The following is a 16517-nucleotide window of genomic DNA, read 5'->3' on the forward strand; positions in this document are numbered from 1 at the left end:
TCATAAGTTATTCATTCAACTTAGATATAACTATTACTGTAAACCTTTTAAAGGTTATTATTTTTCACTTTCTCAAACCACTCATCAGCAATATGATCTGCTGTTTTAATATCATCATTCGTATATACTAAATCATACTTGTATCCAGCTTTGAAATTACCACCCTTAACATCATATATTAATTTCATCTCCGTTGGCATGTCTCGTTCATATTCTTTGCATAATTCTTCAATTTTTTCAATATCTTCACATATGATACGCAATACCATAGACTGTCGTTTTGTGGACACATCGTATCTTTCGTCTCCATCTTCCAATGCATCATTTACTTTATGACGTTTTACATACTTATTGTTAATGCAATAAAAGAAACCTCCCGAAATAATTCCTGCCTCACGTGAAGCATAAACATACACTTTATCGGCTCTATCTTCAACAAATTCCATACAAATAGCTATCATATCTGATTGCAATTCACTAAACTTATCTTCAAATTCTTTCATATTACTTTTTCACTCCTTAGATTAATTCTCAATAACTTCAAATGCCCATTTACCATCAATAGAATAATTAACTATAAATTCCTTTGGGCGCATATCATTTCCAGAATAAACTATTTCAACATCAACATTTACTTCTTTAGGGGGGGCTGCTTTCAAAGCTGCAGCCCATTCTTCTTCAATCTTCTTATATTGCTTCAAATTAACATCAGATAATTGCGAAACTAAATTGTCAATTTTAGGCGAGCCTCCAAATCTATCACCCGCTAAATGCCCTGCATGGTCTTGTCTTTTTACTTTACCGGGGGTATTTTTACTATGTGATAATCCCTTCTCTCTTTCAGTTAATTGTAGCTTATCTGTTTCAAATTTTTCAATTCTTCCAAGACTATCGGTTTCATAAAAATAGTCAAACTCTCCTATTTTATACCTAATATTCGGTTTCAACCTTTTTTTCTACTGTTTGTAAACTGTTTACCTTTGTCCACTAATGTTTTAACTTCACTTACTTCAGCACTACTTTTACTCGTACCCTATGTTATAATCTCGTAGAGTAGAAAACTGAAACAGATTAAATTTTCTTTAGGGATGGCTTTGCCATCCCTTTTCTGTTTCAGCTTCCCCTCATCAAACCGTACGTGAGGTTTTCCCTCATACGGCTTTCCGATGTTCTTCCTTCTTTGGCGTTCAGTTTTGTTCTATCCTCCTACTTTCACGAGTGTATATGTTGTTTTCTTCATCAAGTCCTTGATACGACCATGTTTCTTTCGAATATTTCTTTTCTTATTCCAAAAAAAGGTTAAGTCGTTCTAGGACGTACCAGTCTATTTTACAGAGCCACTTCTGTCCAATTGAAGATAAGCTATAATAATTCTTGAATCCTTGCAGAATTCTATTTAAACCTTTCACCATTTCTTCCAATTGTAAATACAGTTTGTTCCTCGGCTCTGTGTATCTTTTAATGCGTTCCCGCATTTTCTTCATGGCTTTCTGGCTCGGAATATGTGCCATCACATGCACTTTCTTCCCGCCTTTCACATGTTTAGGGTATTTTCGGTGGTGAAATCCTAGAAAATCAAATCCCTCGTTTCCATCCCACGTATTCACTAGCTTCGACTTTTCTGTATGGATTGTAAGTTCTAACTTATTCATAATGGATTGTAGTATCCGAATACTCTCTAATGCTTGTTGTTTTGTTTGACATACGATGACAAAGTCATCCGCATATCGAATTAGTTCCCCCAAATGTTTACACTTCTTTTCCCAAATGGTATCCATATAGTTTAAATATATATTAGAAAGTAATGGAGATATCACGCCACCTTGTGGTGTACCTACTGTCGTTTCATGAAATTGCGCATGTTCCATGATTCCCGCTTCCAACCATTTTCTAATGAGTTTTAACACTCTTCGATCACTGATTCTTCTTTCTACAAGCCTCATTAATTTGTCATGATTAATATTGTCAAAGTATCCTTGTATGTCTACATCTACAATCCAATGAGATGTTTTACTCGCTTTCCGTATCTTCGATATCGCTTGATGTGCGTTTCGTTTCGGGCGAAATCCATACGAACAGTCTTGAAAATCGGCTTCGAAGATAGGTTCTATCACCAATTTCGTTGCCATTTGTACAACCCTATCCTTGATCGTGGGAATTCCAAGCGGTCTTTGTTTTCCATCACCTTTTGGAATATACATTCTTCTTACAGCTTGTGGATGGTAAGATTTACTTTTCAATTCTATATATAATTCATTGAGAAAGTTTCGTTCTCCATATTGATACACGATTTCTTCAATCGTCTGTCCATCAATTCCACCGCTCCCTTGATTCCGTTTTACCCTTCTCCATGCTTCAGCCAATATGTCAGGACGATATATTTTGTCATACAACGCGTGAAACCTACGACTTGAACTTTCTTTGGCACAAAGATATAAAGTCTTCCAAAGTTCTTGAGCTTTTACATCGGTGTAGTTAGCTAGTTTTCCAGCATTCACTCACTCTTACCTCCTTCCAACTTATGAACAAAGTAGAGGTCCTTCCCTACATAACGTTGTGTTGTCGTTATGATATTCAGTACTATGACCTCCTCCGACTCCCTCTTTACAGTCCACCATTTCGCATATGCTTATAGGTTTCCTCTCTCCTTTCTGAAAGAAAGGGCAAAGGAGGGTCTCCCCAGTTCCAGACACTACTTTCTCAACATACCGCCCTCCGTACCCCGAGGGATTCTTCGATGTCGTATTTCCAAGTTCTTCACATCTTCCATGGTCTTCGCCCATATTCACCAGGCTCGACTTCCCTTTGTCCTATTTCTAGGTTGCTTTTAACGAGGCGGCAAGGTTCACTTTATGTTACGGTCTGTTGATTCGCTCGCACTTCTAGTAGAAGTTACTTTGTCACAGGGCTTCAACCTTAGGATTTCTCCACCAGCTGCCTGTCAGCTACTAGGCGACTTGGCTCTTACCTAGGCTGGACTTTCACCAGCAAGCAGTGCCCAGCTTAGCTGGGCACGCAAAATAAAAAGCACTTGTTGTCTTTAGTTGACAATCAAGTGCTTTAAGTTTGCAAGTTTTATAGTGACAGCGTGACACCCTGTACATGTTGTGACAAATAATACATTAAAACTTATTTGCCAAGTTTACATACGATTCAAAATAAACTTCTATACCATTTTCAACACTAATTCCTTCACATTTTCGTCAAAACATGTTTCGTAGCAATAACTTATATTTATTTTTGCATATTTCATATTTGCTTTAGAGAAATCCGCTTCGCCAAACCTACAATCTGCAATGTTGATTTCCCCTAAATTACAACTTCTAAGGTCAGCCAGCTCAAAATCACAATCACGAAACGCTGCTCTCATTAATGAAGAAGCCCTTAACATGACTCGTTTTGCCATAATACGATCTCCCATTACCTCTGACAAATCTGAAAAAGTAAGGTCTAAATCACTCATATCTAACAGATCTATAATCTCATCATTGTATTGGGATCTATTTAATATTTCCATGACTCTTATTCTATCATTACTATTCTCATTCATGATTACAATCACCACTCCATTTAATTGCCCTCACTTGAATTTTATAATACATTTCAATCACGTAGAAAAATTATGGATGTCTTTTTTTAATAGTTAAAGACATTTTTTGTATTAATAGAATAATAATAGGACACCAAATAAGTGCTCTTACTCCCCCGTCAAAAATCCTTTCTGTTTCGTTCACTTGTTTTAGATGTCTGTGCATCTTTAACTTTAGCATCATGAGCTTTGTCATTCTGGTAAATGAATATAAGTAAAGTATTCAATATCATGTGTCTACTTACTAAGATGAGCTATAAATTCAAATATGCTTTTTCTTAATCATTGGAAATATATTGTCTTATAAGCTATCGATTTGGTTCTCAAATCCATAAAAAGAGTACATCAACAGTTTTATTTGTTGATGTACTCTTTTATATTATTTTTTATAGATATATTTTCAATATATAATTATACATTTCCCGCTCATTTTCACAATATTTTTTCATCCTTTTTTAATACAAAATTCCCATCATATAACACATTAACTTTTCGGTGGTGCTTTAAGTTCTTTTATAAATGTTGTAAAATCTTTTGCAATAAATTTTATATCTTCATCTAATAATTCATTATCTTGTTCAAAATAATCCATATCGCAATAGTAAAGATTACCTTTCTCCTCTCCTTCGAGCAATAAACAAACTAAACTTTCACCTAGGCTATAACCAATTGGGAAAAAATGAGAAGGAACTACTTCCCCTAAGTTATATTTGTTAAACATTTCTTCTAAATTAAGATTCGTTTCAGTAGTTAAAGGAAAAAACAGTACAATAGAAGACTCGACAGTACCTTCTTTCCCGTCATCATTTGTAACAAATCTTCTTTTCTCCGCTTTCCCCCCATTATTCAATAATAAAAATTGTCTATACTCATCTGGCAACTTAATATTATATTTCTCCTCTAAGTTTTCAATTTCTCTCTGGTCTGTTGGAGGAAACGTATATTCAAAGTTCATATTTATTTCTCCTTCACTTTTTATAAATAGGTTTTCACTCATCATATAATCCATCTAATAGCTCTGAAAATGTATTACAAATTATCTCTATAGCTGCTTCTCCTTGTTCCTCATGATCCCAAAATACAATTGTCGGTGATAGTTTATCCGCACGATAGTCAAAACATATTAGATTTCCAAAAGGATCTCTTGCAAAAGGAACAATCCCCTCTATCTCAGGCTGTATTGGATCGTAAAACATCTCTATATTCATATCTTGACTTGTGAAACTTAATAGATTATTTATTACACCTTCTCCTCCATTTTCAAAATTAAAGTTATCTGGTTCCGGACATCCACCATTATACTTCATTACACATTCCTTATAATCTTGTGGAAAGATTACTCCAAAAGATTTCTCTACCTTAGATATTATTTTTTCATCAATTAATGCTTCTATAAATAGCCAATTTACTTTTTCCATGTCATAATTCCCTCCAAAATCTGTTTTACTAAATGACCTTTCCTTCCTGGAACGCCACCACCCCAGATTGCTCTCCCACCTGTATGTGGTGCTGCATCAAGTTCAAAGAAATCAACAATTTGCACTCTTCCTGGATCTTGATGGTGATGCCAAGTCAATGTTTTGGGTACTTTCCCTCTTTTTAAATACTCTATTTCACTTGGAGTAAATTTCAATGCCAAATCTTGATTTCTTTGTATCTTTTCGTATAGCCTTAACGATAACTCTCGAAATCGTACTTTATCTGGTTCTAAATAAAACGATTTATCTAAAAGCATTTCTTCCTTAGAGTTGAATAGAGGAAAACCTTCTTTATATTACCCGTACCCTTTGTTGTAATCTTAAAATAAAAAGCACTTGTTGCCTATCGTAGACAATCAAGTGCTTTAAGTTCAAGTGTTTTCTAAGTTTATAAGTCGTTAGTCACTTTAGGCTTATACGTACAATCATTTGATAATTACAGTATAGTACCCTATATGTCTTGACAAATTTCATTAATCCAATTTAAACGCAACAATTTTTCCTTCTGGATAATCACCATTCCAACCGCAAGGAAAAGCACCGAGTTTATATATCTCAAACAATTCTTCAAAAAAAGGAACTACTCTTTCCGTTTATCGCTCTATTGATGGCACAATTAGTAAGGTCAGCTACAACATCGTTATAAAATATACTATATTTAAATGAGCTTTTTCTCACATTATCAGCAATAATTTCTAATAATTCTTCCAATCCTTTAGGCTTTTCATTTTCTGACATTGCGTAATAAATACCCCAAACTTCACTCATTTCCAATTCTCTGATATCCTTCCAACTATACTCATCCTCGCCAAAAATCTCATCATAAGCTAAATGCTCTGCTTTGTTTATATCATTAATAATAACAATCTCATTGGAAATATTATTAGTAAGTTCGCTCTGGAAATTTTTCGAGAACTGAATTACCTCTTCAACTAAATTATTAAATACACCATAGTTCATTACTTATTATACCACCTTTCCCAAAGGTCAACTGTTGCCCCTCCTCCTCTTTTCCATACAGGAGTCGCAACTTCTTTGTCCATTCTTTCTATTTTGTATTGTTCCAATCCAATTTCTTTAATCCTTTTAAGTTCATTTTCAAGGTAATTATCCTTCATGTATAATGGTAATCCCTTTTCTTGAAGTAGTCTTAACTTTTGTTGCAATTCAAAAACTTGTTTTTCTATTATAGATATATCTTGTCTAATATCTATCTCATCCAATTTTTTTCTCACAAAATTACTATAAACTGCGTGATATCCTTTATGTCTAGAAGTTACACTAACATCAGCATCTGGAACTCGAAGAAAAAATCCATTTGAAGCCTCGTCCATGTCCATACCTATTTTTTGTAATACAGGATGACTTCTAATTTCTTAGGAATAATATGTTGTGCTTGATAAGGAGTTCGTTTTGTATTTTTAGGCAAACCCATTTCTTCAAACATATTTTTCCCCAGTTTTGTAGAACTTCCTCCTGTCACCTTTCCGGGAGTACCAGGAATAAGCCTATTAACTTCACCCGTACCCTTAGTATACTTATAAAATTATACGTGTACCGACTTATTTCTACGCTAAAATACAAAAAAGCACTCGTTGTCATAATTGACAATCAAGCGCTAAGTTAAATGAACAAAAAAACAGGCCAATCATAGTGGTATCTGACTATAATCGACCTGTCCAACGTAGCATTATTGCGTTAAATAGTATCTACAAATCTTACTATAAACCAACATTTACCCTGTTTATATCTAAAACATCGGAGATACCTTTCTCATTCATTTTTTTAAGTAGGTACTCATAACCCTTTTCTAACGCCAGATTTCTTTCTTCTTCATAAATAGGAACGAGTGTATAAATGTTTATATCTCTCTGTTCAACTTGAACTTTATCTAGTCCAGATTCTTTTGGACGACATACCATTATACATGATAACTTTGTATTCGATGCAAATGGCTGTGGAGGTTCTCCATTCGGAAGAATCACTCCTTCATCAAGCCATCCATCATAAATATGTGGAATATGGGCCACTTTTCTTAACCATTCAAGGGGCCAATAATAGTTTTGATCCACCATATCATCTTTCCCAACTATCCAACTTGAAGGTAATTTCAATAATAATTCTGCATATTTAAACTCACTTTCTTCATTTGAATAATCCATAGGTGCATCACTCATACCTGTAGTTACTAGAGTTACAAAATCATTATTCATTGACGGAGGAATTATATGAATATTGACTGAAACTCTACTCCCAGGAACAATCTCACTTATAGTATTTTGGATAGTCCCAAAGTATTTAGTTACATGCTCTAAGATTTCATCATGATAATCTTGATTTTTACCATTTACTTCGGTTACAGTAGCAGTCAATTCTTTTTGGCCTTCTATTAACTTAACAATTTCCACTTGACCCTGTTCCCTTGCAAAGGTTAATGCATCCATATCTTTCACGGATTCACCACTATATTTAACATTAATATCTATACCGCTTTCGATTAAAAGTTTTGCAATATCAGGATATCCATTACTAATTGCCCCAAACAACGGGTTTCTTATTGGATCACTTATATCCAGATCGGCCCCACAAGCCAATAAATACTTTACTACATTAATATGTCCTTCGGAAGCGGCCTCATTTAATGCTCCGCCTTCATATGTTCCACCTAATGCATTTATGTCTATACCAAGTTCTATCAATTTTTTTACTATATCTAATTTCCCTCTTGAAGCTGCGACATGAAGCCACGTTCCAAAGGGGGTTATCATATTTAAAACTTCAACATTAGAGTCAATTAATTCAACGACTTTTTCAAGATTATCACTTTTTATAGCCGAACGAATCTCTTTTGAAATTTGTATTTTATCCATATTCTATTATATTCTCCTTTTTGCAATATCGCCGAGTTTTCTAAGTTCCTTCACTATATCATCCCTATCTCCACCATTATCCCTAATTTTTCTAAGTCTATCAACAACATTTCTAAGTGCTTCAATACCATGCTGACCTTTAACCCTATTCGGAGCCCAAACAAGATTTTCGTCACCAATTATCGGTTCTATCCCATGCTTTCTTAATAATTCTTGACCTTCTTGAACAAGTTTTTGTTGAGCCTCACCTAAACCTTTTTTAAATAAAATATGATGTGCATGTGGATTTATCATATCAGCAGGTGGGTCACCTATTAGTCCTTTAAGATACTTACCAAAATCAAGTTTAATTAATGCTTCATTACTTATATTATTCTTACCCGTACCCTTAGATCCACTTGCTTTCCCAACATTTTCGACTTTGTCAAGCAACCCTGTCTCTTTTAATACTTTCTCTTCCTTTAGACAGCTAAATAATACAAAAAGGGCATATCCCTTTCGGAATTGCCCTTTCACTTAAAAAGATAAAATCATTTTACTTTAAAATTTGATTAATGTCTTTATACCCGTCACACAGTAAAATGTCACATCGCATAAGCTCGTACTTCTTTTACTATTTTAGTATTACAAATTGTACTTCATGATGGTACAACCATCATAGATTATGTACTTTCAAAAACCATATATTTTTTCATATAAATATTCTTAGTATATTATTTTTGTAACCTTAAACTAAAAATCAACTTATCTAGACTATCCGAAATCTCTTTAAACGAACCTCGTTCAAAATCCTCCAATTCAACCTTACCACTCACATTATCTAAAACAACTATTAAACCGTTCCCCTCTACACCTATAGGAGTCTTATCAACCTTAATATGATTATTTTTATATCCTTCTAAATTACTTTCGAAAGAATCCAATTCAACATTTGGTAATACAGGTTCTAACCTAATATAATGATTATCAATAAATCCATCTAAATCAGCAAACCAATAAGAATTAAAATAATCATCAATCGAAGTGTGTAGTTTAATTCCAAACTTTTCCTCGATTGTTGTTAAAACATTTTTATTATTTTTTTCAATAGGTTTCCATGAAATTTCTTCTTCATCATCCATTTCACCCTGATATATAAATGAATTAACTTGTTCATTATATGGCGTTTTAAATAAAAAATCTAATCCTTTATCGAAATATTCTTTTCTTAAATTAAAATATTTGCTCATAGCATCCTTCATTACCAAAATAATCACCCTTACTTTTCTATATTTTTTCTAATAATTCAGCATATTTTTGATCATTTCCCCAAGCCCCTGCATTTTTCTCAGCGTTTGGTAGTTTCTGTCTTATTATCCTTTTTCGGGGGATGGGCAAAAACACCCATCATCAAGAAACTTTCGCGGCATAATCGCTCTGTTTCTCTACACAAAAAAAGCCAGTATCTAAACTGACTTTTTTCTTTTAAAGATTTTCATTCATTATTTCTGATAATTGATTACATAAATTTTTATGTATATGTTGTTTTTTTAAATGTCTAATAAAGTATTCACACCTACATTATTTACTAATAATTCGGTTAGCGATGGTGCAATTTTCACTGCTTCCTCAATATCCAAATCTGCAAACCTGTTATAATATATTCCAAAACCATCTTTACCCTGTAAATAGATTAATGCACCACCTCCTTCATCATCACCAATTGCGAGTGAATTAGGAAGATATTTCTGCACTTCATAAGTTTCATTCATTTCAATGCACCCCAAAGCACCCCAAATTCGAATATAAATTTGGTCGTTAACATTAATTTCAACATCTGAAGCTAGCTGAATTATTTCTATATATTCTGTAGGTACATCTATTGTTGAAAAATCCTGAAGCGCTTTAATTTCTTCTTCTTTCGAAGGAGATTTTTTAGCATCAATTTTATACACACTACTAATATTATCTAATCTATTCATTAATAATCAATCCTTTCATATTTAACTCCTAATTTATCTAGCATCTTATATTGGTGTTCAAGAACTTGTCTAGTAGTATCACGTGAAAAACCCGCTTTGGTTAAATCACCCACCATGAATTGTAATTCTTCCTGTAAAGTGGTACTCCATTTCCCTACTCCTGAGGCCATCCGTTCATTTCGTCTCGCAGTTTGAGCATTAGTAATGATTGTATGTGGTAATCCCTTTCCGGTCTCGATAGTTATTGTTGGAGCAAGTTTCGAATCATAACCATACTGACTGAAATTATTTTTTGCCCATTCTTGTTGTAATCCATGATGAGATTGTAATTTCCCACCATTTGGACCATCACCTTTTGACTTAGGTAAGGAATCTTTATGTGTTTTATTAAAATGAACATAATTGATTTCACCAGTACCCTTACTATCAAGAGAAGCCTCTACACCCTTTATCTCATCATCTATAATCTTATTACTGGCTATATGATGCTTATTTACCCAGCTATGGAAATCTGTACTGCCTTGTTTAGATGTTATTAGGCCAAAGTCGTCAACTTCAAAGCTTTTCGATTTGGCTGTCATATCATCTATGCTTTTGGCTATTTTTCCGCCAAGCTTATACCCTTATAAATTCTGGATTTCTCCATACTTAAACATGAAAATTTGCAATAGTATAGGTAGTAGTTTGTTGAACCGCTCTGTTAAATAACCTTTCTATTATAAAATAAAAAGGTTACCTCATGAGCAAGTGAAACCCACCACTTATGAGATAGCCCTTTAATTTTAACTCTCTATTAATCGTGTAATTTACTTAAGAACTCTGTGAAAGTATTAGCAACAAAAAATACATTTTCTCTTGCGACTTTCTCTGCTTCTCCTGCCGTAATCCCTTCGCTCTCCATCAGCGCTTCCTTTTCCCATGCATCTTCATGTTCCCAAAAGACAACAATTGGATTCTCTTCATGATTTTTATAATCAAAACAGATTAAATTTCCTGCTGGATCGATTCCAAAGGGAACTACATCTTTAGGTAAGGTAGCACGATAGTTATTATAATCTCTTACAATATAATCACTACTCTCCTCATCAAAAGAAAGTAATGAACCAAAGACTCTTTCTATTCCTTCAACATCAAAACAATATGGTATTACATTAGCCCCATGATTTACCTTTGCACACTCGATATAATCTTTTGGAAACTTGATTCCCATTGATTGACCTATTTTTTCCACAAATTCTTCCGTAACCAAATCATCCGCATACTTCCATTCTAAATTCTTCATCTAATTCCGCCTCCCCATAATCTATTTCCACCTAAATGATTCACACTATGAACTTCTTTTATTACTAATTGTATTTTTCCTAGTATTTGATGATGATGCCATTTCCCACCAGCTTCATTTATTTAGGAATTCATTGGAACTAAGTTATCAATATCTCCAGATCCTTTAAATTGACTACCAATTAAATGACCACCATCATCTCTCCCTGGATAATTACCTCTAATTCTGTCTGTTCCACCTACATTACTTTGAGTATATTGATTTCTCTTTCCTTTGCCGAGTTGTATTTCCGCTTCGACACTATCAATCCGACCAAAGTTGTTGGTTTCATAGGTATATCCTTCTTTTGTTTTGTACTTCACATTTGGTTTTAGTTCTTTTTTGTTACCAGTCTTACGAAATTGTGTCCCATAAGTGACATCTACCTTACTACTATTACCCGTACCCTTACCAGATGGATTTACAAATTCAATATCTTTAGTAAAAGACCTCAATAGTATGTACGATAGAAATAACCTTCAAGATTAATTTTTCCATTTGCATAAACAAACAGCAGAGATTTCTAGTATCTATCTCTGCTGTCTTTGCTATCAATTTCCAAAAAAACAATTTTTTATATTCTGTTATGTGTATCCCTTACAAATAGTAATGCTTAAATTGCAACATCTTGGTATCCTACCCTATCTATTTCTTCATTTATTAGACGAATGCCTACCCCATTTTCCATGTCCCATGTACAGTCAAATGTTAGTCCAATATATCTGCCTTCAAAGCGTCTAGCAGATGGGACATAAATCCCCACTAGCCTGATCTTTTCAAGAAGCTGATCAATCGTTTCAATTAAAGGATAATTTTCATTATATGAAACATCATACCCAAGCTCATGTCGTTTTTGTTTGTAATAATCTAGAATTGGTTGCAAAATACTTTGTTGAAGATGTCCCCAATTTTGTATTAAAGAATTATACGAAGCATACTGTTTTTCACTAAATTCTCCATCTTCTTCACCATCTATCATCAAAGCAATATCGGCTTCTTTTTCGCAAAACTCAATGGTAGTATCTCTACTCCAGACATAATCATATTCAAGCTCACCAAAAACTGCATCATTTATTTTCATTTTGAATTTTCCCCTTTCTATTTATTGGCAAATTCTCCTGGCTTAAACGCTCCTGCATTTATCTCTCCTACGCCGCCAAGATGCCCAAATTTGCCATTTATTTCTGATGGTACAAGTTGGATAGTCTTCACATCATTTAATTCATGCCACGTAAACCTGTATTCTTCTCGATGATCTGCAATGTCTCCTGCTTTAATTTTCCCAGGAGTCATTCCAAACTTGCTTGCCAACTCTGGTGAAATGTTAAGTTGTTCAGCCAACTTTTGATCTGCTTGTTTAAAATTAATAGTTCTAGCTTTTGTTCCGTTCTTGCCAGTCCCGCCTAACATGTATTCAATTTCAAATTGTGCTTTTGCTACAGGTGAAAAATCAGGAACTCCATTTTTATACTCAATTCCATTAATACCAGCTTCATTTAAGATTTTCTGTAACGTAGGATCTGGTGGTGGTTTTAGAGTACATAAAGATTCACCTCTAGCCCCTTCGAAAACGAAATTTGAATTCGTTTCTGCGGGTGTTTGCTTGAATCTTGAATCATATGTACTAGCAAATCTCTCTTGCTTGAAGGCTGGTGGAATATCATCTATTACCCGTACCCTTGGTTTCACTCTTAGCAACAGAAAATAACTCTCCACCAAGTGCGTTTCTTTCTCCTCCAATGCCTGCTAGCGAAGGCTCAGGGAATAAATTCGGGATCTCAATATTTTTAATCTTCTCCACTGCATTCTTCATACTACCCGGCAACTTATTCATGAATGCCGCTACTTCTTCCAACTTACCAACTATTTATGAAGTTAAAGCATACCAATCAATTAAAAAAGCACTTGTTGCCTATCATAGACAATCAAGTGCTTTAAATTCAACTGGTTTTAAGTAGCATAAATTTGTAAGTTTTGTAGTAACAGTATGACACCTTTTATAAATCGTAACAAGTAATACGTTAAAACTTACGAGCTTGTACGAGTTGGTTAGTTTCATATAGATTCCATGTATTAATATTCATCGCCTAGTAATTCGTCATCTCACCTAATCTCGTACCTCGTTTTCTATTCTATCATTGCACATAGTACTCTATGATGGTACAACCATCATAAGTTATTAATTCAACTTAGATATAACTATTACTGTGAACCTTTTAAAGGTTATTATTTTTCACTTCCTCAAACCACTCATCAGCAATATGATCGGCCGTTTTAATCTCGTCATGAGTATATACTAAATCATACTTGTATTCAGCTTTAAACCTTCCACTCTTAGTATCATATATTAACTTCATCTCTGTTGGCATGTCTCTTTCATATTCTTTACATAATTCTTCAATTTTTTTGATGTCTTCACATATTATACGCAATACCATAAGCATTCTTTTTGGAGACACATCATATCTTTCGTCTCCATCCTCCAATGCATCATTCACTTTATGACATTTTACATACTTATTATTAATACAATAAAAGAAACTGCCTGAAATAATTCCTTCTTCACGTGAAGCATAAACATATACTTTATCCGCCCTATCTTCAACGTATTCCATACATATAGATATCATATCGCCCTGTAACTCACTAAATCTATCTTCAAATTCTTTCATCCTAATTTTCACTCCTTAAATTAATTTTCAAGAACTCTAAAGTTTCTTTTACCATCAATGGTATACAGAACTTTAAATTTGTCAGGACGCATATCGCTTCCAGAGTAAATGATATCAACATTAACTGTTACTTCTTTAGGGGGTTCTGCTTTCAAAGCTGCAGCCCATTTTTCTTCAACTTTTTTATATTTCTCCAAATTAACATCAGATAATTGCGAAACTAAATTGTCAATTTTAGGCGAGCCTCTAAACCTATCACCTGACCTGCTAAACACCCTGCATAGTCTTGTCCTTTTACTTTACTGGGTGTATTTTTACTATGTGATAATCTCTTCTCTCTTTCAGTTAATTGTAGCTTATCTGTTTCAAATTTTTCAATTCTTTCAAGGTTATCTGTTTCATAAAAATAGTCGTACTCCCCTGTTTTATACCTAATATTCGGTTTCAACCTATTTTTTCTTCCGTTTGTAAAATGTTCTCCTGCTCCAACTACTGTTTTAACGCCACTTGCTCCAGCAGTACCATTTACTGTCCTATTTACCGTACCCTCAGTTCCAGCAGAAAATAACTCTCCAAGTGTCTTTCTTTCTCCTACATTCCCTCCACCTGCTAGCGCAGGTTCAGGGAATAAATTCGGGATCTCAATATTTTTAATCTTCTCCCCAACATTCTTCATACTACTCGGCAACTTATTCATGAATGCCGTTACTTCTTCCAACTTACCAACTATTTATGAAGTTAAAGCATACCAATCAATTAAAAAAGCACTTGTTGTCTATCATAGACAATCAAGTGCTTTTATTTATTTCTATGTTTATATGCTAACTTTTAATTTGCCCCTTAAAGAAATCGTAGATTTTTTCTTTATATTGTAATTCAAATTTAATCCCGTAACACTCCATCTTTTTACAGAGAATGTTATTCCTCTAACATACTTAGAAAATCATTTACATTATCTGCAATTTTTTCTGTAACTGGTTCAAACTCACCTGAATCTTCGTTATACCAAATGCAAATTGTTGGATTTGTTTTACTTTCGCTATAATCTAAACAAACGAAATTCCCTGCAAACAGAGCTGCAAAGGGTACTAATTCAGCCCCTGTAGAATCTTCATCCGAAATAATTCTTTCATCTAATTGACTGAATACAACCTTTATATCGTACATACCTCTGTCATTTTCACCTGGATTATCCAATAAACAAAGAAAACGATCAACTACATATCTATTAGACTTATATTTAAAAAACCTATTTATTGGAATAGCACCATTATTTTTTAATATAAAATCTGTAAAGTCTACGGGAAACTTAATTTCAAAATTTTCTTCCACGCGTGTAATTAAATCCTTATCTGGAATAGGATAAATTATACTTTCTTTATTAATTTTCATAATATTTCAACCTTTAATTTATTTAATGTCGTGGAGCGTCTGCCCAATGTCCTTTTGTCCTTCCCCCATTATGTTTAGTGATATTATGAATACCAAATGGCACAAGCTCCATTATTCAGATTCATATAAGTTATTAAAGAACTCAACAAAACTATCTGCAAGGATAAACATATTGTCCATTTCGTCTTCAGGTTCTATATCATGAATCCAAAAATATACTTTCCCCTGAAAATCTCCATTAATTCCTAATAAAATCTCATTTCCTGCTGGATCATTAGCAATTGAAATAAAATCTTCTGGTTTTTCTCCTTCTAAAACCTCAAAAACTTTGCCTAGATTACTTTTCATATCCCCAATTCCATAAAACTTATTGACTAAGCTTTCTCCTTCATCATCAGAGATTTTGAAGCTAGATTCTTGAGGAAATCCTCCATTGTATTCTAATAAAAAATCAACATATTGCTTAGGTAGTGTAACATCACACTTTTGTTCAAATTGTTTTATATCCTGTAAAGAAACTTTTGGATTTTCACTAAGCATTTTTGTCATACTCTCACTCCTATATCATTACTTATTTTTATTTTTCCCATTAACCTTTGATTGACCACCAATGTGTCTAAACTCTCTGTGGATATCTTCATCACTAGCATCATAGTTTTTCCATCTTCATGATGATGCCATGTATAACCTTCTGGTGGCCTTTGATTATCTATTATTGGTGGATCGGTATCTTTTGTAAGTTTAGCTGCTATATTTGCATTTTCAAAATCTTTCGGATTATTTTTAGGTGAATGGACTTCTATTTGTACAGGCTTAATATTTGGATGCATATAAGGTGTAAAATCTGGGTAACCATTCGGATAATTTACTGATACTCCAGATTTGTTAGTATATGTCCAAGTGCCATTATCATCGATGGAGATACTTCCACCCTTCTTATACCATTTATCGGGCTTAGGCGAATTCATTGGTTTAGTTTTCAAAATCCCACTAGTGATATCTTCTAAATTCAACCTATTACCATTACCCGTACCCTTAGTTTCACTCTTAGCAACAGAAAATAACTCTCCAAGTGTTTTTCTTTCTCCTACATTCCCAACACCAGCTGCCAAAGGTTCAGGGAATACATTCGGGATATGAATATTTTTAATCTTCTCCCCGACATTCTTCATACTATTCGGCAACTTATTCATGAATGCCGTTACTTCTTACAACTTACCAACTATGTATCATG

General features: G+C 33.8%; 18 protein-coding genes and 7 pseudogenes. All 25 read right to left on the bottom strand.

Translation table 11 applies throughout. From position 1 onward, the window contains the following. Positions 1–47: 47 nt before the first annotated feature. The 25 genes and pseudogenes from MHI07_RS26015 to MHI07_RS26135 all read right to left on the bottom strand — a co-directional run bounded on the left by MHI07_RS26015 (position 48) and on the right by MHI07_RS26135 (position 16476). The gene (locus MHI07_RS26015; RefSeq protein WP_340826934.1) at positions 48–503 is read right to left on the bottom strand and encodes an immunity protein YezG family protein; all 456 of its coding nucleotides are present in this window, start codon (positions 501–503) and stop codon (positions 48–50) included. Positions 504–524: 21 nt separating this feature from the next. Beyond that, on the bottom strand, positions 525–947 hold the full coding sequence (locus MHI07_RS26020; RefSeq protein ID WP_340826935.1) for a DNA/RNA non-specific endonuclease: 423 nt from the start codon (positions 945–947) through the stop codon (positions 525–527). Positions 948–1283: 336 nt separating this feature from the next. Next, positions 1284–2498, bottom strand: a complete 1215-nt coding sequence (gene ltrA, locus MHI07_RS26025) for a group II intron reverse transcriptase/maturase (protein ID WP_340826936.1) — start codon at positions 2496–2498, stop codon at positions 1284–1286. A 701-nt stretch (positions 2499–3199) separates the two neighbouring features. Then, positions 3200–3550 (bottom strand): annotated as a pseudogene (locus MHI07_RS26030) (pentapeptide repeat-containing protein); the annotation flags it as partial. A 523-nt stretch (positions 3551–4073) separates the two neighbouring features. Beyond that, a complete protein-coding gene (locus MHI07_RS26035; protein WP_340826937.1) occupies positions 4074–4544 on the bottom strand; it encodes an SMI1/KNR4 family protein in 471 nt (156 codons plus the stop codon). Between the two features lie 34 nt (positions 4545–4578). Further along, on the bottom strand, positions 4579–5007 hold the full coding sequence (locus tag MHI07_RS26040; protein WP_340826938.1) for an SMI1/KNR4 family protein: 429 nt from the start codon (positions 5005–5007) through the stop codon (positions 4579–4581). Further along, positions 4995–5351, bottom strand: a pseudogene (locus tag MHI07_RS26045) (HNH endonuclease); the annotation flags it as partial. The pseudogene MHI07_RS26045 and the gene MHI07_RS26040, both read right to left, overlap by 13 nt. Positions 5352–5540: 189 nt before the next feature. Then, positions 5541–6027 (bottom strand): annotated as a pseudogene (locus MHI07_RS26050) (hypothetical protein). Next, positions 6027–6571, bottom strand: a pseudogene (locus tag MHI07_RS26055) (AHH domain-containing protein). Before MHI07_RS26055 ends, MHI07_RS26050 begins: the two co-directional pseudogenes overlap by 1 nt. A gap of 217 nt (positions 6572–6788) precedes the next feature. Next, positions 6789–7937, bottom strand: coding sequence for a suppressor of fused domain protein (locus tag MHI07_RS26060; protein ID WP_340826939.1), 1149 nt, complete (start codon positions 7935–7937; stop codon positions 6789–6791). 6 nt (positions 7938–7943) lie between these two features. Then, entirely contained in the window at positions 7944–8453 is a 510-nt protein-coding gene (locus tag MHI07_RS26065) for an AHH domain-containing protein (protein WP_340826940.1), read from the bottom strand. 197 nt (positions 8454–8650) lie between these two features. Next, the gene (locus tag MHI07_RS26070; protein WP_340827134.1) at positions 8651–9166 is read right to left on the bottom strand and encodes a SecY-interacting protein Syd; all 516 of its coding nucleotides are present in this window, start codon (positions 9164–9166) and stop codon (positions 8651–8653) included. Positions 9167–9466: 300 nt separating this feature from the next. Continuing rightward, on the bottom strand, positions 9467–9898 hold the full coding sequence (locus MHI07_RS26075; RefSeq protein ID WP_340826941.1) for an SMI1/KNR4 family protein: 432 nt from the start codon (positions 9896–9898) through the stop codon (positions 9467–9469). Then, positions 9898–10562: pseudogene (locus MHI07_RS26080) on the bottom strand (hypothetical protein); the annotation flags it as partial. The pseudogene MHI07_RS26080 and the gene MHI07_RS26075, both read right to left, overlap by 1 nt. Positions 10563–10691: 129 nt before the next feature. Further along, the gene (locus MHI07_RS26085) at positions 10692–11180 is read right to left on the bottom strand and encodes an SMI1/KNR4 family protein (protein WP_340826942.1); all 489 of its coding nucleotides are present in this window, start codon (positions 11178–11180) and stop codon (positions 10692–10694) included. Further along, a complete protein-coding gene (locus MHI07_RS26090) occupies positions 11177–11302 on the bottom strand; it encodes an HNH endonuclease (protein WP_340827135.1) in 126 nt (41 codons plus the stop codon). The genes MHI07_RS26085 and MHI07_RS26090 overlap by 4 nt, the downstream gene beginning before the upstream one ends. After that, entirely contained in the window at positions 11303–11674 is a 372-nt protein-coding gene (locus MHI07_RS26095; protein ID WP_445661761.1) for a DNA/RNA non-specific endonuclease, read from the bottom strand. 158 nt (positions 11675–11832) lie between these two features. Further along, positions 11833–12300 (bottom strand): DUF2004 domain-containing protein, encoded by a 468-nt coding sequence (locus MHI07_RS26100; protein ID WP_340826943.1) that lies wholly within the window; start codon positions 12298–12300, stop codon positions 11833–11835. Between the two features lie 17 nt (positions 12301–12317). Next, positions 12318–13053, bottom strand: a pseudogene (locus tag MHI07_RS26105) (HNH endonuclease). 382 nt (positions 13054–13435) lie between these two features. Continuing rightward, positions 13436–13891, bottom strand: coding sequence for an immunity protein YezG family protein (locus MHI07_RS26110; RefSeq protein ID WP_340826944.1), 456 nt, complete (start codon positions 13889–13891; stop codon positions 13436–13438). Positions 13892–13911: 20 nt separating this feature from the next. Beyond that, positions 13912–14588 (bottom strand): annotated as a pseudogene (locus MHI07_RS26115) (DNA/RNA non-specific endonuclease). 221 nt (positions 14589–14809) lie between these two features. Continuing rightward, positions 14810–15283 (bottom strand): SMI1/KNR4 family protein, encoded by a 474-nt coding sequence (locus tag MHI07_RS26120; protein WP_078214552.1) that lies wholly within the window; start codon positions 15281–15283, stop codon positions 14810–14812. Positions 15284–15305: 22 nt separating this feature from the next. Next, on the bottom strand, positions 15306–15395 hold the full coding sequence (locus tag MHI07_RS26125) for an HNH endonuclease (protein ID WP_229170366.1): 90 nt from the start codon (positions 15393–15395) through the stop codon (positions 15306–15308). Then, positions 15395–15832 carry an SMI1/KNR4 family protein gene (locus MHI07_RS26130; protein WP_340826945.1) on the bottom strand — a complete coding sequence of 146 codons (438 nt, stop codon included), beginning with the start codon at positions 15830–15832 and terminating at the stop codon, positions 15395–15397. Before MHI07_RS26130 ends, MHI07_RS26125 begins: the two co-directional genes overlap by 1 nt. Beyond that, positions 15829–16476, bottom strand: a complete 648-nt coding sequence (locus tag MHI07_RS26135; protein WP_340826946.1) for an HNH endonuclease — start codon at positions 16474–16476, stop codon at positions 15829–15831. Before MHI07_RS26135 ends, MHI07_RS26130 begins: the two co-directional genes overlap by 4 nt. Between the last annotated feature and the right edge of the window lie 41 nt (positions 16477–16517).

Origin of the sequence: Bacillus sp. FSL H8-0545, assembly GCF_038006105.1 — a bacterium.
Taxonomy (GTDB): Bacteria; Bacillota; Bacilli; order Bacillales; family Bacillaceae_G; genus Bacillus_A; species Bacillus_A cereus_U.

What these genes read in the sequence shown, in the direction of transcription:
- MHI07_RS26130 (WP_340826945.1), bottom strand. Translation starts at nt 15,832, where the DNA reads ATGACAAAAATGCTTAGTGAAAATCCAAAAGTTTCTTTACAGGATATA.
- MHI07_RS26085 (WP_340826942.1), bottom strand. Translation starts at nt 11,180, where the DNA reads ATGAAGAATTTAGAATGGAAGTATGCGGATGATTTGGTTACGGAAGAA.
- MHI07_RS26070 (WP_340827134.1), bottom strand. Translation starts at nt 9,166, where the DNA reads ATGAGCAAATATTTTAATTTAAGAAAAGAATATTTCGATAAAGGATTA.
- MHI07_RS26015 (WP_340826934.1), bottom strand. Translation starts at nt 503, where the DNA reads ATGAAAGAATTTGAAGATAAGTTTAGTGAATTGCAATCAGATATGATA.
- MHI07_RS26120 (WP_078214552.1), bottom strand. Translation starts at nt 15,283, where the DNA reads ATGAAAATTAATAAAGAAAGTATAATTTATCCTATTCCAGATAAGGAT.
- MHI07_RS26040 (WP_340826938.1), bottom strand. Translation starts at nt 5,007, where the DNA reads ATGGAAAAAGTAAATTGGCTATTTATAGAAGCATTAATTGATGAAAAA.
- MHI07_RS26060 (WP_340826939.1), bottom strand. Translation starts at nt 7,937, where the DNA reads ATGGATAAAATACAAATTTCAAAAGAGATTCGTTCGGCTATAAAAAGT.
- MHI07_RS26075 (WP_340826941.1), bottom strand. Translation starts at nt 9,898, where the DNA reads ATGAATAGATTAGATAATATTAGTAGTGTGTATAAAATTGATGCTAAA.
- MHI07_RS26100 (WP_340826943.1), bottom strand. Translation starts at nt 12,300, where the DNA reads ATGAAAATAAATGATGCAGTTTTTGGTGAGCTTGAATATGATTATGTC.
- MHI07_RS26110 (WP_340826944.1), bottom strand. Translation starts at nt 13,891, where the DNA reads ATGAAAGAATTTGAAGATAGATTTAGTGAGTTACAGGGCGATATGATA.
- MHI07_RS26135 (WP_340826946.1), bottom strand. Translation starts at nt 16,476, where the DNA reads ATGAATAAGTTGCCGAATAGTATGAAGAATGTCGGGGAGAAGATTAAA.
- MHI07_RS26125 (WP_229170366.1), bottom strand. Translation starts at nt 15,395, where the DNA reads ATGGAGCTTGTGCCATTTGGTATTCATAATATCACTAAACATAATGGG.
- MHI07_RS26035 (WP_340826937.1), bottom strand. Translation starts at nt 4,544, where the DNA reads ATGAACTTTGAATATACGTTTCCTCCAACAGACCAGAGAGAAATTGAA.